Here is an 18330-nt window from a genome sequence, read left to right as displayed (position 1 = left end):
ACCCGTCCGTGGACGCAAGAGCAAGAAGCAGAGGCGTCAGGAGTTCGACTCCATGTCGGCGCCCTCGATGGGTGGCGTCAGCCTGCCCCGCGGCAACGGGCAGACCGTCCGGCTGCCCCGCGGTGCCTCGCTGACCGACCTCGCCGAGCGGATCGACGCCCAGCCGGCCGCGCTGGTGACCGCCCTGTTCCACCTGGGCGAGATGGTCACCGCCACGCAGTCGGTGAACGAGGACACGCTGCAGCTCCTCGGTGCCGAGATCGACTGGGTCATCCAGGTCGTCAGCCCCGAGGACGAGGACCGCGAGCTGCTCGAGACCTTCGACCTGACCTTCGGCGACGAAGAGGGCGACGAGAGCGACTGGGACTGGCGTCCGCCGGTCGTCACGGTCATGGGTCACGTCGACCACGGCAAGACCAAGCTGCTGGACGCCCTCCGCCACACGAACGTCGTGGCGAAGGAGGCCGGTGGCATCACCCAGCACATCGGCGCCTACCAGATCGTCACCGAGCTGGACGGCAACGAGCGGCCGATCACCTTCATCGACACCCCGGGTCACGAGTCGTTCACCGCGATGCGTGCCCGTGGCGCCAAGGTGACCGACATCGTGGTGCTGGTCGTGGCCGCCGACGACGGCGTCATGCCCCAGACCGTCGAGGCGCTCAACCACGCCCAGGCCGCCCAGGTGCCGATCGTGGTCGCGGTGAACAAGGTGGACAAGGAGGGGGCCAACCCCGCCAAGATCCGCCAGCAGCTCACCGAGTACGGCCTGGTCGCCGAGGAGTACGGCGGCGACACGATGTTCGTCGACGTCTCGGCCACCACGCGCCAGGGCCTCGAGGAGCTCGAGGCCGCGGTGCTGCTGACCGCCGACGCCTCGCTGGACCTGCGCGCGAACACCGAGCAGGACCCGCAGGGCGTCGTCATCGAGGGCAAGCTGGACAAGGGTCGTGGCCCCGTCGCCACGGTGCTGGTCCAGCGCGGCACGCTCCGCGTCGGCGACTCGATCGTGGCCGGTGACGCCTACGGGCGCGTCCGGTCGCTGCTCGACGAGCACGGCAACAAGCTCAAGGAGGCCCTGCCGGCCCGCCCCGTGCAGGTCGTGGGCCTCACCTCGGTCCCCCGCGCGGGCGACACGTTCCTCGTCGTCGAGGAGGACCGCACGGCCCGGCAGATCGCCGGTCGCCGTGAGGCCCGGATCCGCAACGCGCAGAACGCCTCGGCGCGCAAGCGGATCAGCCTCGAGGACCTGGACGCAGCGCTCAAGGAGAGCCGCGAGCTCAACCTGATCATCAAGGGCGACAACTCCGGCACCGTCGAGGCGCTGGAAGAGGCGCTGATGAAGATCGAGGTCGACGACGACCTGTCGCTGCGGGTCATCCACCGCGGCGTCGGCGGCATCACCAAGAGCGACATCGACCTCGCGCTGGCCGACGACGTCATCGTCCTGGGCTTCAACGTCCGGGCCGAGGGTCAGGCCACCGAGCTCGCCAACCGCGAAGGCGTGGACGTCCGGTACTACTCGGTCATCTACCAGGCCATCGAGGAGATCGAGGCCGCGCTCAAGGGCATGCTCAAGCCGATCTACGAGGAGGTCCAGCTGGGCCGCGCGGAGGTCCGCGAGGTCTTCCGGGTGCCCAAGATCGGCAACGTCGCGGGTTCGCTGGTGCGCAGCGGCACGATCGTGCGCAACAGCAAGGCCCGGCTCATCCGCGACGGTGCGGTCGTCGCCGACAACCTGTCGGTGGACTCGCTGCGCCGCTTCAAGGACGACGCGACCGAGGTCCGCGAGGGCTACGAGTGCGGCATCGGGCTGGGGTCGTTCAACGACATCAAGCCCGAGGACGTCATCGAGACGTTCGAGCTGCGCGAGAAGCCGCGGGTCTGATCGACATCTCCACGACAGCAGGTCGGCGGGAGGCGGACGGGTGTTCACCGGTTCGCTGACCGCCGACCTGCTGCTGGGCGACGTGCACTCGCTGAAGGAGAAGCGCGCCGTGGTGAAGCCGATCGTGGCCGAGCTGCGGCGCCGCTTCGCCGTCGCGGCCGCCGAGGTCGGCGACCAGGACCTGCACCGCAGGGTGCAGGTCGGGGTCGCCACGGTGGCCGGCGAGGCCGCCCAGGTCACCGATGTGCTCGACGCGTGCGAGCGGTTGCTGGCCGACCGCCCCGAGGTGACGCTGCTCGCCACGCACCGCCAACTGATCAGCTCGACCGATTCCTGAGGAGTTCCGATGGCCGACCCCGCCCGGGCACGCCGGCTGGCGGTGCGCATCCGCCAGATCGTCTCCGCCACGATCGAGATGCAGATCAAGGACCCGCGGCTGGGGATGGTCACCATCACCGACGCGCGGGTGACCAGCGACCTCCGCGAGGCCACGCTGTTCTACACCGTCTACGGCGACGCCCAGACCGTCGCGGACTCCGCGACCGCGCTGGCCAGCGCCACCGGGGTGCTGCGGTCCACGGTCGGCAAGCAGACCGGGATCAAGTTCGTCCCGACGCTGGAGTTCATCGCCGACGTCGTCCCGGACACCGCCCGCGAGCTCGAGGAGGCCCTTGAGCGCGCCCGGCACGCCGACGCCGAGCTGGCCCGGGCCCGCGAGGGCGCCGCGTACGCCGGTGAGCCCGACCCGTACAAGAAGCCGGCCCTCGAGGACGACGACGAGGACGACGACGCCAGCGGGTCCGAGGAGACCCCCGCCGACCCGACCGCGGGCGACCTGCACGACCTGCGGGCCCACACGCTGGACCAGAGGAGCACCCCGTGACCGAGCCCCAGGACCGCGCCGCGACCGAGGCCGTCGACCCGGACCCGAACACCCCGGCGGAGTCCCAGCCCGAGTCGACCCTGGGTGGGCGCAGCGTGCCCGGGGACCAGGCCGGCAGCCCCGACTCCGCCGACCCGACCGCCGGCGGCAAGCAGGGCATGGCAGGGGACGCCGACCCGGCCACCGACGCGAACGCGGCCTCGATCGCCGCCGACGAGCCCTCCGACGGCGGCCCGGCCATCCCGGTCGCCGGCGGATCACCGGGCGAGGAGCCCGACGAGGTGCCGGTGGCCGACCCCGGCCCCACCGACAGCTGACCCCGGTGGCCCCGGTCGGCGCCCTCGAGGCCGCCGTCGCGCTGCTCACCCGCGCCGCCGACGACGGCGCGACCGTGGTGCTGTCGGGGCACGTGCAGCCCGACGCGGACGCGCTGGGCAGCACGCTGGCCCTGGCCGAGGGACTCCGCCGGCGCGGGGCACGGGTGACCGCGACCTTCCCGGCACCCTTCGTGCTGCCGGCCTCGCTGGGGTGGCTGCCCGGGGCCGACGCCCTGGTGTCCAGCGACCGGCTGCCCGCCGACCCCGACCTGGTGGTCAGCCTGGACGCCGCCGACCTGCGTCGCCTCGGCGACGTCGGGCCGGTGCTGCTGGCCGCCCCGGCGTCCCTGGTGGTCGACCACCACGCCTCCAACCCCGGCTTCGGCCACGTCACGCTGATCGACCCCGACGCCGCGGCCACCGTCGCGCTGGTCGCCGACCTGCTCGACGGCCTCGGCGTCCCGCTGGACGCCACGCTCGCCACCTGCCTGTACGCCGGCCTCGCCGCCGACACCGGGTCCTTCCGGTTCGGCAACACCGCGCCCGGCACGCACCACCTGGCGGCCCGGCTGCTGGACACCGGCATCGACCACGCCCGGATCAGCCAGCGGCTCTTCGACACCGCGCCCTTCGGCTGGCTGGGGCTGCTGTCGACCGCGACCGGACGCGCGGTGCTCGAACCCGACACCGGCGCGGGCCTGGTCTGGACCTGGGCCACCGTCGCCGAGGCCGGGGAGCACGGCCTGGCTGCCGACCAGCTCGAGGCGCTGGTGGACGTCGTCCGCTCGGCGCAGGAGGCCGACGTGGCCTGCGTGCTCAAGGGCGCCGCGGACGGCAGCTGGTCGGTGTCGCTGCGGTCCCGGGGCGGCACCGACGTCTCGGCGGTGGCCCAGTCCCTGGGCGGTGGTGGGCACCGGATGGCCGCGGGCTTCACCTCCCACCGCGACCTCGAGGAGACGGTCGCCGCGATCCGCGCTGCGCTGTGAGCAGGTCGGTCCCCTCCCTGGCGCTCCCGGCGCTGGTCGTGCTGGCCGCCGAGCCGCTGTACCTGCTGGTGGACACCGCCGTCGTCGGCAACCTCGGGACGACGGCGCTGGGCGGGCTGGCCGTCGGCGGGGGACTGCTCGCCTGGGCCGCCGCGCTGCTGAACTTCCTGGCCTACGGCACCACCGCCCGCGCCGCCCGCCGAGCCGGCGCCGGGGACCGGGCGGGCGCCGTCGCCGAGGGCGTGCAGGCCACCTGGCTGGCGCTCGGGATCGGCGTGGTCGTGACGCTGGGCTTCCAGCTCGCCGCCGGCCCGCTCACCCGGCTGCTGGCCGGCGGCGCCGGGCCGGTCGCCACCGCGGCAGAGGGCTGGCTGCGGATCGCCTCGCTGGGTCTGCCGCTGCTGCTGGTGTCACTGGCGGGGAACGGCTGGCTGCGCGGGGTGCAGGAGCTGCGCCGCCCGGTGGTCTTCGTGCTGGCCGGCAGCCTGCTGTCCCTGGTGCTCAACCCGCTGCTGGTCTACACCGCGGGCATGGGCCTGGTCGGCTCGGCCTGGGCCAACGTCGCCGGTCAGACCGTGACCGCGCTGCTCTTCCTCCGCTCGCTGGCCTCCGAGCGGGTCGCGTGGCGCCCCCGTCCGCGAGCCCTCGGGGTGCAGCTGGTCATCGGCCGGGACCTCCTGCTGCGGGCGTTCGTGCTGCAGGCGGCCTTCGCCACCGCCGCGGGGGTGGTGGCCCGCTCGAGCACCGCCGAGCTCGGGGCGCACCAGATCGCCCTGCAGCTCTGGCTGTTCCTGGCCCTCGTGCTCGACGCCTACGCCGTGGCCGCGCAGACCCTGGTCGGTCAGGCCCTGGGTGCCGGCCGGGTCGCCGAGGCACGCGCCACCGCGCTGCGGGTCGTCTGGTGGGGGCTGGGCACCGGGGTGCTGGTCGCCGCCGTCCTCCTCGCCGTGCGACCGGTGCTGCCAGGGGTGTTCACCGACGACCCCGCGGTGCTCGCCCAGGCCGCGGTCGTCTGGTGGTTCCTGGCCCTGATGCAGCCGCTGGCCGGGGTGGTCTTCGCCCTGGACGGCGTGCTCATGGGCGCCGGGGACGTCGGCTACCTGCGCACGGTGACCATCGGGGCGGCCCTGGTCGGGTTCGTGCCGCTCTCGTTGCTGTCGGTGCCGCTGGGCTGGGGGCTGGCCGGGGTGTGGAGCGGGCTGACCCTGTTCATCGCGCTGCGGCTGGTCGCCGTCGTCGTCCGGGTGCTGGGTGACCGGTGGACGCGCGCCTCTGTCACGGTGGGGGCATGAGCGTGGTGCACCCATGAGTCCGCGGAAGCCCGACGCCGACGTCGCCCCTGGCCTGCTGGTCGTCGACAAGGCGCCGGGCATGACCTCCCACGACGTGGTCGCCCGGGCCCGGCGCGCGTTGAGCGTCCGCAAGGTCGGGCACGCCGGCACGCTGGACCCGATGGCCACCGGCGTGCTGGTGCTCGGCGTCGGGGCGGCGACCCGGCTGCTGGGCCACCTGTCCGGCAACGACAAGACCTACGAGGCCACCGTCCGCCTCGGGCAGACCACGGTCACCGACGACCGGGAGGGCGACGTGCTGGTGACGACGCCGGCCGGGCACCTCACCGACGAGGAGGTCCGGGCTGCCCTGGCCGCGCAGACCGGGCCGCTGCAGCAGGTGCCCTCGTCGGTGAGCGCGGTCAAGGTCGACGGCGTGCGCTCCTACGACCGGGTGCGAGCGGGGGAGGAGTTCGAGCTCACCGCCCGCTCGGTCGTCGTGCACGCCCTCGAGGTGCACCGCATCGAGCGCCCGACACCGGACCTGGTCGACGTCGACGTCACCGTCACCTGCTCCACCGGCACCTACGTGCGGGCCATCGCCCGGGACGCCGGGGCGCTGCTCGGCGTCGGGGGGCACCTCACCGCGCTGCGCCGCACCCGCTCGGGTCCCTTCGACCAGGCGCGCGCGCTCGTCGTGGAGGAGGCCGCGGCCGCGCTGCTCGCGGGGGAGGGGCCCGGGTTCGTCCCGCTCACCGCCGCGGCCACCGCGGTCTTCCCCGAGCGGCCGGTGACCGCGGCCGAGGCGGTCGACCTGGGCCACGGGAAGCGGGTCCCGGCCTCCGGGGCGCCCGGGCTGCACGCCGCCGTAGCCCCCGACGGCCGGCTGGTCGCCCTGGTCGAGGACGCGGGGTCGACCGCCCGGGTCAGCGTGGGCTTCCCGGCCTGAGCGCCGTGGCCCGGGCCAGCACGGCGACCCCGGCCACGGTGAGCACCAGACCGAGCCCCAGGGCGGGCACCCACCCCGGTCGCACCCGGTCACCGAGCAGCACCAGCCCGATCAGGCCGGGCACCACCACCTGGCTCACCGACTGCACCGCGCTCACCGTGCCGACCACGCCGTACCGCAGCGCGGCGGCCAGCCAGAGGGTGCCGCAGAGGCCGAACACCAGCACGGCGTAGGCCAGGGGCTCCGCGGCCAGCTCCAGCACGCTGGCCCACACCCCCGAGCGCACGTGCAGCGCGCGCACCGACAGCGCCACCCCGCCGTAGGCGAGCCCGGCCAGCGCGGCGATGCGCAGCGGGTGCACCGAGCGGCGCACCGGCTCCAGCGCCAGCAGACACAGCAGCGCCGCGCCGAGCAGCACGGGGACCGCGGCCGGGGGCAGCGCCGCGGCCCGGCCCGGCTGCGCCGACAGCGCGACCACCACCAGCCCGAGGACGACGGCGACCACCCCGGCCACCTGCCTCGCGGGCAGCCCACCGGGGCGGCCCCGCTGCCCGGCGACCGTGGTCACCGCCACGGCCCCGGCCAGCACCGACTGCACGGTCACGACCGGCAGCCCGCGCAGGGCCACCACCGACAGCACCCAGCCCGTCGCGTCCAGCAGCAGACCACCGACCCAGACCGGTTGGGTCCACACCGGCCGCCCGGGCCGCACCCGCCGACTGCCCTCGGCCTCCAGGAGCGACGCAGCGCTGTTCACGACCATCGCCGCGACCGCGGCGAGCACGAACCAGACCGTCACACCCACTCCCGTCCGTGACACCCTCGAAGGCGTGGTGCTGGAGCAGATCGTCGCTGACCGGGTCGCGGCCCTGCACGCCGACCTCGGGTCGATGCCCGCCGTCCTGGTGGCGTTCTCCGGCGGGGTGGACTCCGGCGTGGTGCTGGCCGCCGCCGTCCGGGCCCTGGGCGCCGACCGGGTGGTCGCCGCCACCGCGGTCTCGGCGTCCCTGCCCGCCGCCGAGCGGACGGCGGCGCGGGCCTTCGCCGCCGGCCTCGGGGTGCGGCACGAGGAGCCCTCGACCGACGAGCTCGCCCGGCCCGACTACGTGGCCAACAGCGGGGCCCGGTGCTTCTCCTGCAAGGCCGAGCTGATGGACACCCTCCGGCCGCTGGCCACCGAGCTGGGCATCGCCGACGTGGCCACCGGCACCAACGCCGACGACGTCGTGGCCGGCTTCCGGCCGGGCATCCGGGCCGCCGCCGAACGCCGGGCGCGCACCCCGCTGGCCGACGCGGGGATGACCAAGGCCGACGTCCGCGCCGCCGCCCGCGCCTGGGGTCTCCCGTTGGCCGACAAGCCGGCCGCGGCGTGCCTGGCCAGCCGGATCGCCTACGGGGTGCCGGTGTCGGCGCCCCGGCTGGCCCGGGTGGAGGCCGCCGAGGTGGCGCTGCGGCTGGCGCTGGCCGACGCCGGGCTGACCGTGCGCGACCTGCGGGTGCGCGACCTCGGCGACCGGGCCCGGGTGGAGCTCGACGCGCAGCTGGTCCCGCTGGTCGGTCCCGAGCTGCTGGCGGTGGTGCGCGGGTTCGACACCGTCGAGCTCGACCCCCGCGGCTTCCGGTCCGGCTCGATGAACGAGCTGCTGGCCGACCCCGCCCGCTACCGCTGAGCCGAGCGGGCGATCCGCGCCGCGGCCACCCCGGCGCCGAACCCGTTGTCGATGTTGACCACCAGCACCCCCGGGGCGCAGGCGGTGAGCATGGTCAGCAGCGCGGCCAGCCCGTCGAAGGCCGCGCCGTAGCCCACCGACGTGGGGACGGCGACGACCAGCCGGTCGGTCAGCCCGGCCACCACGCTGGGCAGCGCGCCGTCCATGCCGGCCACGACGACCACCGCGTCGGCCCGGGCGAGGTCCGGGGCCACCGCGAGCACCCGGTGGATGCCGGCGACGCCCACGTCGTCCACCCGCCGGCAGCCCACGCCGCTGGCCGTGAGGGTCGCGGCCACCTCGGCGGCCACCGCGTCGTCCGACGTCCCGGCGGTCAGGACGAGCACCTCACCGACCGGCGGCGGCACGGTGCCCACCCGGGCCACGCGGGCGACCGGGTCGACGTGCGCCTCGGGCCAGCGCTCGAGCACCGCGGCCGCGGTGGCGGGGGAGACCCGGGTGGCCCAGGCCAGCGGGGCGCCGGCGTCGAGCAGGCCGGCCAGGCAGGTGACGGTCTGCGCCGGGGTCTTGCCCTCGGCGTAGACCACCTCGGGGGTGCCGGTGCGGGCGGCGCGGTCGACGTCCAGCCGGGCGACGCCGACGTCGGCGGTGCGGTTCTCGGTCACCGCCCCAGTGTCGTGGGCGCGGCGGGTGGGCAGACTCGGGGGCATGAGCGTCGTGAAGATCAACGTGCTGACCGTGCCCGCCGAGGCCCGCGAGCGACTGGAGGAGCGTTTCAGCAACCGGGCCGGGGCGGTCGAGTCCTCCGACGGGTTCGAGTGGTTCGAGCTGCTGCGCCCGGTGGAGGGCACCGACTCCTACCTCGTCTACACCCGCTGGCGCAGCGAGGCCGACTTCGAGGCCTGGCAGAACGGCCAGGACTTCGCCCGCGGCCACGCGCAGGCGCGCAGCGCCCCCGAGGGCCAGGGCCCGGCCGCCACCGGCTCGAGCATCTGGTCCTTCGAGGTCGTCACCCAGGCGTCGCCGAGGGCCTGACGTCCGGCGCGTCGACCACCGCCGAGGCCCCCCGCACCGCGGCGGCCCACCGGGCCTCGCGCTCGGTGGGGTCGAGCACCCGGTCCGCCGTCGTCGCCACGAAGTCGCTGACGACGGCGGCGAACCGGCCGGGGTCGTCGACCTGCGGGAAGTGCCCGGCGCCGGGGAAGACCTCCAGCCGGCTGCCCGGCAGCAGCGCGTGCAGCTCGTCGGCGTGCCGGGCGGGGATGACGGTGTCCCTGCCGCCCCACACCAGGAGCACCGGCAGGGCCTCGGCCAGGTAGACCCGGTCGGCGGCGCTGACCCGCTGCCCGCCGAGGTCCAGCACGGCCCGGGCGGTGAGCACGAACGCGGCCCGGGCGTCGGCGTCGGCCAGGGTGTCCAGGCCGGAGACCACCTGGGCGGTGCCCGGCGGCGTCCAGCGCTGCAGCGGGGCCAGCACCCGTCGTCCGGCCGCCCGGGTGTACCGGTTGAACACCGCCGGCAGCACCCACTCGGCCCCGGGCAGCGTGACCGCGCGCAGCGCCGGGCTCACGTCCCGGCCCAGGCCGCCGGAGTCCACCAGCACCAGCCGCTGCGCCATCGCCGGGAACTGGTGGGCGAACTGGAGTGCGACGCCACCACCCAGGCTGTGTCCGACCACGGTGGCGGCGTCCACCCCGAGCACGACGAGCAGGTCGCGGGCCAGGGTGGCGAAGGAGCCCAGGCTGTAGTCCCCGGGCGGCTTCTCCGACTCCCCGTGGCCGGTCAGGTCCGGGGCGACCACCCGGTGGGTGCGGGCCAGCTCGTCCAGTGCCGGGCCGAACGCGGCGCCCGAGCCCAGCAGCCCGTGCAGCAGCAGGAGCACCGGACCGTCGGTGCCGCCGACCCGGGCCGAGAGGTCGTGCCCGTGCAACCGCACCTGCACCCGGCGCACCCCGGACGACGTCCACGGCGTACCCGGTGGCTGCATGCGGCCAGGGTAGGTGCGCGCTCTCCTCCCGACGGGTCGCGCGGCTAGGGTGCAGGAGCCGGGCGCCGTGCCCGACGCGTCGTCCGGGCAGCCGGACGGTGCCGCCCGTACCGCCCGAGTGGGAGCCATGACCGACACGCTCACCGACAGCCGCGCCTCCTCTCGCCTCTTCAGCGAGGGCGTGCCGCTGGTGGTGGAGGAGGCTCCCCGCCGGTCCGCCGCCGACCGCGAGCAGCTGCTCGCCGACCCCGGCTTCGGCAAGGTCTTCACCGACCACATGGTCGTGGCCCGCTACGTCGCCGGGCAGGGCTGGACCGAGGCGAAGCTGACCGGGTACGCCCCGCTGCAGCTGGACCCCAGCACCGCCGCGCTGCACTACGCCCAGTCGATCTTCGAGGGGCTCAAGGCCTACGCCCAGCCCGACGGCTCGGTCGCGGTCTTCAGGCCCGAGCAGAACGCCGCCCGGATGGCCCGCGGCGCGGTCCGGATGGCCATGCCCCCGGTCCCGCGTGACGGCTTCCTCGCCGCCGTCGACGCCCTCGTCGACGCCGACCGCGACTGGGTGCCCACCGGCCCCGACCAGACGCTCTACATCCGGCCCTACGAGCTGGCGATCGAGCCGTTCCTCGGCGTCCGGCCGGCCGCGGAGTACCTGTTCGTCGTCATCGCCAGCCCGGCCGGTGCCTACTTCCCGCGCGGGGTCCAGCCGGTGTCGGTCTACCTCTCCGAGGACTACATCCGGGCCGCTCCCGGCGGCACCGGCGACGTCAAGTGCGCCGGCAACTACGCCGCGAGCCTGCTGGCCCAGGAGCAGGCCATCGCGGCCGGCTGCGACCAGGTCGTCTGGCTGGACGCGACGGAGAAGAAGTACGTCGAGGAGATGGGCGGGATGAACCTGTTCTTCGTCCTCGGCTCCGGTGCCGACGCCGAGCTGGTCACCCCCGAGCTCACCGGCACGCTCCTGCCCGGCATCACCCGGGCCTCGCTGATCACCGTGGCCCGCGAGATGGGGCACACGGTCACCGAGCGCCGGTTCACCGTCGAGGAGTGGCGGGCCGGCGTCGCCGACGGGTCGATCACCGAGACCTTCGCCTGCGGCACCGCCGCCGTCATCACCCCGGTCGGCGAGGTCAAGGCGCGCACCGGTGACTTCACCGTCGGCGACGGCACCCCCGGCACGCTCACGATGGCGCTGCGCGAGCGGCTGCTCGACGTCCAGCACGGCCGGGTCGCCGACGACCACGGCTGGCTGCACACCGTCACCGCCGGCTGACCGTGCAGCTCTGGCGTGGCCTGGAGGCCACTCCCGGTGACCTCGGACGCACCGTGGTCACCGTCGGGATGTACGACGGGGTGCACCGCGGCCACCAGCAGCTCATCGCGGCCGCGGTGGCCAAGGCGCGCAGCCTGGGCCGCCCGGCCCTGCTGCTCACCTTCGACCCGCACCCGGCCGAGGTGGTCCGGCCCGGGGCGCACCCGGCGATCCTGACCTCGGCCGACCGCAAGGCCGAGCTGGTCGCCGAGCTCGGTGTCGACGCGATGTGCGTGCTGCCCTTCACCCCCGAGTTCAGCCGGCTGTCCCCGGAGGGCTTCACGCACACCGTGCTGGTCGAGCACCTGCACGCCGCGGCCGTCGTGGTGGGGGAGAACTTCAGCTACGGCCACCGGGCCGCCGGCGACGTCGCCTCGCTGACCCGCGAGGGACGGCGCTTCGGCTTCGGCGTGGAGGGGCTGGCGCTGGAGACCGCGATGGCGGTGGACGGCGCCGACGGGGGAGAGGTCACCATCTCCTCCACCTACATCCGGGCCTGCGTGGCCGCCGGTGACCTGCTGTCCGCGGCCCGCGCGCTGGGCCGCCCGCACCGGGTGGACGGCGTCGTCGTCCGGGGGGAGCGGCGCGGCCGGGAGCTGGGCTACCCGACGGCCAACGTCGAGTCCCCGCTGTACACCGCCGTCCCCGCCGACGGGGTGTACGCCGGCACCCTGGTCCTCAAGGACTCCCGCGGCCGGCACCAGGGCACCCACCCGGCGGCCATCTCCGTCGGCACCAACCCCACCTTCCAGGGCACCCGCCGCACCGTCGAGGCCTTCCTCCTGGACTGGACGGGCGACCTCTACGGCGAGCACGTCGGCGTCGAGTTCGTCGAGCGCCTGCGCCCCATGACCGCCTACGAGGGCGCCGAGGCCCTCGTCGTCCAGATGGCGACCGACGTGGAAGACACGAGAAAGGTCCTCCGCCTCACCTGAGAGCCCGACCGAGGTCTCCCTCGGGACCCGGGTGGGACGACGTCGAGACGGCCGTCCCCGGAATGCCGAGACGAGGGGGCCCGGAGGGTCCCCGAGGACCGGCACGACGGACTCGTCCCAGGTCGGGCACGGCTCCTGGCCGCGGTCGGAGCCCGGAGGGCGACAGTCAGACATGTACCCTGGGCACAGCGTCGGGCAACCGACGCGTGTGCATGCTGCCCCCGTGACACCGACCGGGGGCCACACGTGACCTGCCCAGGAGGCACCACATGGCACTCGAGAGTGCGACGAAGAAGCAGATCATGACCGAGTACGCGACGGTCGAGGGCGACACCGGTTCCCCCGAGGTGCAGGTCGCGATGCTGACCCGACGGATCAGCGACCTGACCGAGCACCTGAAGATGCACAAGCACGACCACCACAGCCGGCGGGGCCTGCTCCTGCTGGTCGGCCGGCGTCGCCGGCTGCTGAACTACCTGGCCAAGACCGACATCGGCCGGTACCGCACGTTGATCGAGCGGCTCGGCCTGCGCCGCTAGCACGTCGAGGGGACCGCTCCGGCACTGCCGGGTCGGTCCCCTCACTCGTCCGGCACCCGCCGGACGGGGCATCACCCCCCAGGCGGTCCGTCCGCCGGCAGGTCCCCCTGGAACGCACAGGCCCGGTCCTCGGTGGTGGCCCCCGGGACGCAGCGGACGTCCGGCGCACGACGCGCCGGGCCTCCCGACCGCGCGACCCGAGGGCTTCGATCGAAGACCGGTCTCCCGGACCACCGGCGCACCCCGCCGACCAAGAGGGCGCCGCCGCATGCGGCGCAGGAAGAGGACACGATGTCCGCACCCACCACAGACACCTTCACCGACGACTTCGAGGACGGCGTCTTCACCGCCTCCGCCGTCATCGACAACGGGGCCCTGGGCTCCCGCACCATCACCTTCGAGACCGGCCGCCTCGCCAAGCAGGCCGCCGGTTCGGTCGTCGTCTCGATGGGCGACACCACCCTGCTGTCGGCCACGACGGCCGGCCGTTCCCCCCGCGAGCAGCTGGACTTCTTCCCGCTGACCGTGGACGTCGAGGAGCGGATGTACGCGATCGGGAAGATCCCCGGTTCCTTCTTCCGTCGTGAGGGTCGCCCCTCCGAGGACGCGATCCTCACCTGCCGGCTGATCGACCGCCCGCTGCGCCCGACCTTCGCCAAGGGCCTGCGCAACGAGGTCCAGGTCGTCATCAGCGTGCTGTCGCTGGACCCCGACCACCTGTACGACGTGCTGGCGATCAACGGCGCCTCGGCGTCGACCCAGCTGTCCGGTCTGCCCTTCTCCGGCCCGGTCGGTGCCACCCGGGTGGCCCTGATCAACGGGCAGTGGGTCGGCTTCCCGACGCACGCCGAGCTCGAGGACGCCGTCTTCGACATGGTCGTGGCCGGTCGGGTCCTGCCCGACGGCGACGTCGCGATCATGATGGTCGAGGCCGAGGCCACCGAGAAGACGATCGAGCTCATCGCCGGTGGCGCGACCGCGCCCACCGAGGAGGTCGTCTCCCAGGGCCTCGAGGCCGCCAAGCCCTTCATCAAGGCGCTGTGCGACGCCCAGGCGACGCTCGCCGAGGCCGCCGCCAAGCCGGTCGGCACCTTCCCGCGCTTCCTGGACTACCAGGACGACGTGTACGCCGCCGTGGACGCCCAGGCCGCCGAGAAGCTCGCCGTCGCCCAGGCGATCCCCGGCAAGGCCGACCGCGACGACGCCACCGACGCGCTCAAGGACGAGGTCAAGGCCGCGCTGGCCGACCAGTTCGAGGGTCGCGAGAAGGAGGTCTCCGGTGCCTTCCGCGCGGTGACCAAGAAGGTCGTCCGTCAGCGCATCCTGCGCGACAAGGTCCGCATCGACGGCCGCGGCGTCACCGACATCCGGCCCCTGTCGGCCGAGGTCGAGGTGCTCCCGCGGGTGCACGGTTCGGCGCTGTTCGAGCGTGGCGAGACCCAGATCATGGGCGTCACCACGCTGAACATGCTCCGCATGGAGCAGCAGCTGGACACGCTGAACCCGGTGACCCGCAAGCGCTACATGCACAACTACAACTTCCCGCCGTACTCCACCGGTGAGACCGGTCGCGTGGGTTCGCCCAAGCGCCGCGAGATCGGCCACGGCGCGCTGGCCGAGCGGGCGCTGCTGCCCGTGCTGCCCGACCGCGAGGAGTTCCCCTACGCGATCCGTCAGGTGTCCGAGGCGCTGGGCTCCAACGGCTCGACGTCGATGGGCTCGGTCTGCGCCTCCACCCTGTCGCTGCTCAACGCCGGTGTGCCGCTGCGCGCCCCGGTCGCCGGCATCGCCATGGGCCTGGTCTCCGACGAGGTCGACGGGAAGACCGAGTACGTCGCGCTGACCGACATCCTCGGCGCGGAGGACGCCTTCGGTGACATGGACTTCAAGGTCGCCGGCACCAAGGACTTCGTGACCGCCCTCCAGCTGGACACCAAGCTCGACGGCATCCCCTCCGACGTCCTCGCGGCTGCGCTGACCCAGGCCCGCGCGGCCCGGCTGCACATCCTCGACGTGATGCTCGAGGCGATCGACGGCCCCGACGAGATGAGCCCGTTCGCCCCCCGGGTGACCACGGTCCGCATCCCCGTGGACAAGATCGGTGCGGTCATCGGGCCCAAGGGCCAGATGATCAACGCGATCCAGGACGAGACCGGCGCCGACATCACCATCGAGGACGACGGCACGATCTACGTCGGTGCCTCCGACGGCCCGTCGGCCCAGGCCGCGGTGGACAAGATCAACGCGATCGCGAACCCGACGCTGCCCAAGGTCGGCGAGCGGTTCCTGGGCACGGTCGTCAAGACCACCGCCTTCGGTGCCTTCGTCTCGCTGCTGCCCGGCCGCGACGGCCTGGTGCACATCAGCAAGCTGGGCAACGGCAAGCGGATCGCCAAGGTCGAGGACGTCGCGAACGTCGGCGACAAGCTGCAGGTCGAGATCACCGACATCGACGCCCGCGGCAAGATCAGCCTGGTCCCGGTCGTCGAGGGCGGCGCCTCCTCCGAGGACGCGCCGGCCGAGGCCGCTGCACCCGCGGGTGAGTGACCACGGCTGACACCAGCCTGAACGGCACCGGGGTGGGTGCGGCTGCGGCCGCGCCCACCCCGGTGGCCGTCGGGCACACCGAGCTGCTGGACGTCGACGAGTTCGGCGGCCGGGTGGAGCGCACCGCGCTGCCCGGCGGCCTGCGGGTGATCACCGAGCTGATGCCCGGTGTCCTCTCGGCCACCGTCGGCATCTGGGTGGGCGTGGGGTCGCGCGACGAGACCCCGGGCCTGGCCGGCTCCTCGCACTTCCTGGAGCACCTGCTCTTCAAGGGCACCCGCAGCCGCAGTGCCCTCGAGATCGCCACCGCCATGGACGCGGTGGGCGGTGAGATGAACGCCTTCACCGCCAAGGAGCACACCTGCTACTACGCCAACGTGCTCGCCAGCGACCTCCCCCTGGCGGTGACGCTGCTCGGCGACCTGGTCACCGATGCGCTCAACACCGCGCCGGACCTGGAGTCCGAGCGCACGGTGGTGCTCGAGGAGATCGCGATGCGCGACGACGAGCCAGCCGACGCCGTGCACGACCTGTTCTCCGACACCCTGTTCGGCGACACCCCGCTCGGGCGGTCGGTGCTGGGCACGGTGGAGTCCATCGAGTCCCTGACCCGGGACGACGTCGACGGCTGGTACCGGGGCCGTTACGCCACCCCCTCTATCGTCGTCGCCGCGGCAGGGCGGGTGGACCACGCCCAGGTGCTGGCGCTGGTGCACGCCGCCTTCGGCGACCGGTTGTCAGGCCCGGCCCGGCCCGACCCGTTGCGGTCGGGGGAGGACGTGGCACTGACGACGCCGGCGCACCGCACGGGTCTGATCCACCGGAAGACCGAGCAGACCCACCTGCTGCTGGGCGGGATCGGGCTGGGGCGGCTGGACGACCGCCGGTACGCCGCGGCCGTGCTGGACGCCGCCGTCGGTGGGGGGATGAGCTCCCGGCTGTTCCAGGAGGTCCGCGAGAAGCGCGGACTGGTCTACAGCGTGGGCTCGTCGCTCACCCACTACGCGGGCACCGGGGTGTTCTCGGTCTACGCGGGGTGTGCGCCCAAGCGGGTGCCCGAGGTGCTCCGCCTGGTGCGCGCCTCGCTGACCGAGGTGGCGGCCGACGGGATCTCCGACGAGGAGGTTGCCCGGGGGATCGGGCAGCTCCGGGGTGGTCTCGTCCTGGGGTTGGAGGACACCGGGTCGCGGATGAGTCGACTCGGCAAGAGCGAGCTGTCCTACGGGGAGTACGTGCCGGTGCCCGAGGTGCTGGCCCGGCTGGACGGGGTGGACACCGCGGCGGTGCGCGCGGTCGCTGCCGACCTGCTCACCCGCGACCTGTGCCTGGCCGTGGTCGGCCCCTACCGGCAGAAGGACCTGGAGGCGCTCGCCGCATGAGGGAGTGGTTCGTCGAGCACGGGGCGCTGGCCCGCGGCGCGTTCGCCGTCGCGGTGCTGGTGTCGCTGGCCGTGCTCTTCGCACCCCCCTCCGACGTGCCCTCCTCCCCGCCCGGGGTCGACAAGCTCGTGCACGCCGGTCTCTTCCTGGTCCTGGCGTTCACCTCCCGGTGGGCCGGCATCCGCGAGGTGCTCGTGGGTGTCGCCCTCGTCGGGTACGCCGCCGTGAGCGAGGTGGTGCAGGGCACCGACCTGGTGGGCCGGGACGCCTCGGCCGGCGACTGGGTCGCCGATGTCGTGGGGGTCGCGCTGGGCCTCCTGCTGTGGCGGTCCGTCGCCCGGGTCCGCCCGCCCGCCTGACCGGGTTGCATCCCGGGGCGGGGTTGGTGAGAGTGCCGACATGACCACCAGCACCCCCGAAGCCGTCACCACCCCGACCCCCGAGGTCCCGCTCACCTCGGTCGCCGTCCTGGGTGCCCGCGGGCGCATGGGCGTCGAGGTCTGCAAGGCCGTCAACGACGCCGACGACCTCGAGCTCGTCGCCATGGTCGAGGGCAGCGAGTGGCTCTTCAACGTCGCCGACGGGGGAGCCCAGGTGGCCGTCGACTTCACCCGGCCCGAGTCGGTCATGGAGAACATCCGCTTCTGCATCGACCAGAACATCCACTGCGTGGTGGGGACGACGGGCTTCGACGACGCCAAGATCGCCACCATCCGGGAGTGGCTGGAGCCCAAGCCCGAGCTCGGTGTGCTGATCGCGCCCAACTTCGGCATCGGCGCGGTCCTGCTCATGCGCTTCGCCGCCGAGGCGGCCCGCTTCTTCCCCTCCGTCGAGGTCATCGAGCTGCACCACCCCGGGAAGGTCGACGCCCCGTCGGGCACCGCGTCCCGGACGGCCTCGGTGATCGCCGACGCGCGCCGGGCGGCCGGCATGGCCCCGGCGCCCGACGCCACCCAGGAGGAGTCCTCCCTCCCCGGTGCCCGTGGCGCCGACGTCGACGGGGTGCCCGTGCACTCGATCCGGCTGGCGGGACTCGTCGCCCACGAGGAGGTGCTCCTCGGTGCCACGGGGGAGACGCTCACCCTCCGGCACGACTCCTACGACCGGGCCTCGTTCATGCCCGGGGTGCTCCTGGCCGTGCGCGAGGTGTCCCGCCGGCCTGGTCTGACCATCGGGATCGACGCTCTCCTCGGTCTCTGACGGGTGCCGGGGCGCGCCGACACCCTCGCGACGCGCCCCGGACACACCCGCGACACGTGACCTGCCTCGCAGACCGGGCCGGATCGAAACCGGTTGACCTGCACGTTTGCCTCCGGGTGCACCCGGACGGGCCCGGAGGACGACGAAACCGCCCCTTGCGTGGTTGACGGCAGGTGTCCGGGCACGTAACTTTCTCTCTGCGCCGGGAACGACCGCGAGGTCGGGCCTGAGACGCCGAGCAGGACAATCCACTGGGAAGACGAAGCTCCTCTGGGGCTGGCGTTCCTGAGTGTCCGCTCCTTGAGAACTCAACAGCGTGCTGAAAGTCAGTGCCATATGTTTTACCCCAGTCCTGGGGTGCCTTTGGGTTTGCCAGGATGGGTTCCTTTGGTTGATTGACATCGAGAGTGCCAACTCTTGGTTCTCAGCCGTGATCAAATCATCTACGGAGAGTTTGATCCTGGCTC

General features: G+C 73.8%; 19 protein-coding genes. 16 read left to right on the top strand and 3 right to left on the bottom strand.

Going from position 1 to position 18330, the window contains the following annotated elements:
- The first annotated feature begins 52 nt into the window (after positions 1-52).
- Genes infB through truB form a run of 7 tightly spaced genes read left to right on the top strand, consistent with a single transcriptional unit; the run spans position 53 to position 6294 of the window.
- The gene (gene infB / locus ASG36_RS22720) at positions 53-1888 is read left to right on the top strand and encodes a translation initiation factor IF-2 (RefSeq protein WP_235495127.1); all 1836 of its coding nucleotides are present in this window, start codon (positions 53-55) and stop codon (positions 1886-1888) included.
- A 40-nt stretch (positions 1889-1928) separates the two neighbouring features.
- Positions 1929-2225 (top strand): DUF503 domain-containing protein, encoded by a 297-nt coding sequence (locus ASG36_RS14420; protein ID WP_055765265.1) that lies wholly within the window; start codon positions 1929-1931, stop codon positions 2223-2225.
- A gap of 9 nt (positions 2226-2234) precedes the next feature.
- The gene (rbfA, locus tag ASG36_RS14415; protein ID WP_055765262.1) at positions 2235-2771 is read left to right on the top strand and encodes a 30S ribosome-binding factor RbfA; all 537 of its coding nucleotides are present in this window, start codon (positions 2235-2237) and stop codon (positions 2769-2771) included.
- Entirely contained in the window at positions 2768-3088 is a 321-nt protein-coding gene (locus ASG36_RS14410) for a hypothetical protein (protein ID WP_055766194.1), read from the top strand. The genes rbfA and ASG36_RS14410 overlap by 4 nt, the downstream gene beginning before the upstream one ends.
- A gap of 5 nt (positions 3089-3093) precedes the next feature.
- On the top strand, positions 3094-4074 hold the full coding sequence (locus tag ASG36_RS14405) for a bifunctional oligoribonuclease/PAP phosphatase NrnA (protein WP_235495037.1): 981 nt from the start codon (positions 3094-3096) through the stop codon (positions 4072-4074).
- Positions 4071-5366 (top strand): MATE family efflux transporter, encoded by a 1296-nt coding sequence (locus ASG36_RS14400; protein WP_055765258.1) that lies wholly within the window; start codon positions 4071-4073, stop codon positions 5364-5366. The genes ASG36_RS14405 and ASG36_RS14400 overlap by 4 nt, the downstream gene beginning before the upstream one ends.
- A 13-nt stretch (positions 5367-5379) precedes the next feature.
- Entirely contained in the window at positions 5380-6294 is a 915-nt protein-coding gene (gene truB / locus ASG36_RS14395) for a tRNA pseudouridine(55) synthase TruB (RefSeq protein ID WP_055765255.1), read from the top strand.
- Here truB and ASG36_RS22715 read toward each other — a convergent pair.
- The gene (locus ASG36_RS22715) at positions 6272-7093 is read right to left on the bottom strand and encodes a hypothetical protein (protein ID WP_055765252.1); all 822 of its coding nucleotides are present in this window, start codon (positions 7091-7093) and stop codon (positions 6272-6274) included. The two genes, truB and ASG36_RS22715, sit on opposite strands and share 23 nt — an antisense overlap.
- 31 nt (positions 7094-7124) lie before the next feature.
- Between ASG36_RS22715 and larE the strand changes: the two genes are divergently transcribed.
- The gene (gene larE, locus ASG36_RS22710; protein WP_235495035.1) at positions 7125-7964 is read left to right on the top strand and encodes an ATP-dependent sacrificial sulfur transferase LarE; all 840 of its coding nucleotides are present in this window, start codon (positions 7125-7127) and stop codon (positions 7962-7964) included.
- Here the strand turns inward: larE and larB are convergent.
- Positions 7955-8629 (bottom strand): nickel pincer cofactor biosynthesis protein LarB, encoded by a 675-nt coding sequence (gene larB / locus ASG36_RS14380; protein ID WP_055765249.1) that lies wholly within the window; start codon positions 8627-8629, stop codon positions 7955-7957. The two genes, larE and larB, sit on opposite strands and share 10 nt — an antisense overlap.
- A gap of 43 nt (positions 8630-8672) precedes the next feature.
- Here larB and ASG36_RS14375 point away from each other — a divergent pair, with 43 nt between their 5' ends.
- On the top strand, positions 8673-8999 hold the full coding sequence (locus tag ASG36_RS14375) for an antibiotic biosynthesis monooxygenase (protein WP_055765245.1): 327 nt from the start codon (positions 8673-8675) through the stop codon (positions 8997-8999).
- On the opposite strand, the gene ASG36_RS14370 is transcribed toward ASG36_RS14375, so the two are convergent.
- Positions 8974-9951 (bottom strand): alpha/beta fold hydrolase, encoded by a 978-nt coding sequence (locus tag ASG36_RS14370; protein WP_055765243.1) that lies wholly within the window; start codon positions 9949-9951, stop codon positions 8974-8976. The genes ASG36_RS14375 and ASG36_RS14370 overlap by 26 nt on opposite strands.
- Before the next feature lie 127 nt (positions 9952-10078).
- Between ASG36_RS14370 and ASG36_RS14365 the strand changes: the two genes are divergently transcribed.
- The 7 genes from ASG36_RS14365 to dapB all read left to right on the top strand — a co-directional run bounded on the left by ASG36_RS14365 (position 10079) and on the right by dapB (position 17863).
- Entirely contained in the window at positions 10079-11224 is a 1146-nt protein-coding gene (locus ASG36_RS14365; RefSeq protein ID WP_082523156.1) for a branched-chain amino acid aminotransferase, read from the top strand.
- Between the two features lie 2 nt (positions 11225-11226).
- Positions 11227-12198: a bifunctional riboflavin kinase/FAD synthetase gene (locus ASG36_RS14360; protein WP_055765240.1), complete on the top strand. Its 972-nt coding sequence runs from the start codon at positions 11227-11229 to the stop codon at positions 12196-12198.
- Between the two features lie 269 nt (positions 12199-12467).
- A complete protein-coding gene (rpsO, locus tag ASG36_RS14355; protein WP_055765237.1) occupies positions 12468-12737 on the top strand; it encodes a 30S ribosomal protein S15 in 270 nt (89 codons plus the stop codon).
- 291 nt (positions 12738-13028) lie between these two features.
- Positions 13029-15284: a polyribonucleotide nucleotidyltransferase gene (locus tag ASG36_RS14350; protein WP_055765235.1), complete on the top strand. Its 2256-nt coding sequence runs from the start codon at positions 13029-13031 to the stop codon at positions 15282-15284.
- Positions 15281-16663, top strand: coding sequence for a pitrilysin family protein (locus tag ASG36_RS14345; protein WP_235495032.1), 1383 nt, complete (start codon positions 15281-15283; stop codon positions 16661-16663). Before ASG36_RS14350 ends, ASG36_RS14345 begins: the two co-directional genes overlap by 4 nt.
- Positions 16660-17022: a hypothetical protein gene (locus ASG36_RS14340; protein ID WP_055765232.1), complete on the top strand. Its 363-nt coding sequence runs from the start codon at positions 16660-16662 to the stop codon at positions 17020-17022. Before ASG36_RS14345 ends, ASG36_RS14340 begins: the two co-directional genes overlap by 4 nt.
- A 40-nt stretch (positions 17023-17062) precedes the next feature.
- Positions 17063-17863: a 4-hydroxy-tetrahydrodipicolinate reductase gene (gene dapB, locus ASG36_RS14335; protein ID WP_055765229.1), complete on the top strand. Its 801-nt coding sequence runs from the start codon at positions 17063-17065 to the stop codon at positions 17861-17863.
- Positions 17864-18330 lie beyond the last annotated feature (467 nt).

The organism is Geodermatophilus sp. Leaf369 (genome assembly GCF_001424455.1).
GTDB lineage: Bacteria > Actinomycetota > Actinomycetes > Mycobacteriales > Geodermatophilaceae > Klenkia.
The sequence above is the reverse complement of the archived record's forward strand: the minus strand, read 5'-3'. Positions and strand labels throughout refer to the sequence as shown.

Excerpts from the sequence above, each read along its gene's own strand:
- infB (WP_235495127.1), top strand. The coding sequence starts at position 53 with ATGTCGGCGCCCTCGATGGGTGGCGTCAGCCTGCCCCGCGGCAACGGG.
- rbfA (WP_055765262.1), top strand. The coding sequence starts at position 2,235 with ATGGCCGACCCCGCCCGGGCACGCCGGCTGGCGGTGCGCATCCGCCAG.
- truB (WP_055765255.1), top strand. The coding sequence starts at position 5,380 with ATGAGTCCGCGGAAGCCCGACGCCGACGTCGCCCCTGGCCTGCTGGTC.
- ASG36_RS14375 (WP_055765245.1), top strand. The coding sequence starts at position 8,673 with ATGAGCGTCGTGAAGATCAACGTGCTGACCGTGCCCGCCGAGGCCCGC.
- ASG36_RS14370 (WP_055765243.1), bottom strand. The coding sequence starts at position 9,951 with ATGCAGCCACCGGGTACGCCGTGGACGTCGTCCGGGGTGCGCCGGGTG.
- ASG36_RS14365 (WP_082523156.1), top strand. The coding sequence starts at position 10,079 with ATGACCGACACGCTCACCGACAGCCGCGCCTCCTCTCGCCTCTTCAGC.
- rpsO (WP_055765237.1), top strand. The coding sequence starts at position 12,468 with ATGGCACTCGAGAGTGCGACGAAGAAGCAGATCATGACCGAGTACGCG.
- ASG36_RS14350 (WP_055765235.1), top strand. The coding sequence starts at position 13,029 with ATGTCCGCACCCACCACAGACACCTTCACCGACGACTTCGAGGACGGC.
- ASG36_RS14340 (WP_055765232.1), top strand. The coding sequence starts at position 16,660 with ATGAGGGAGTGGTTCGTCGAGCACGGGGCGCTGGCCCGCGGCGCGTTC.
- dapB (WP_055765229.1), top strand. The coding sequence starts at position 17,063 with ATGACCACCAGCACCCCCGAAGCCGTCACCACCCCGACCCCCGAGGTC.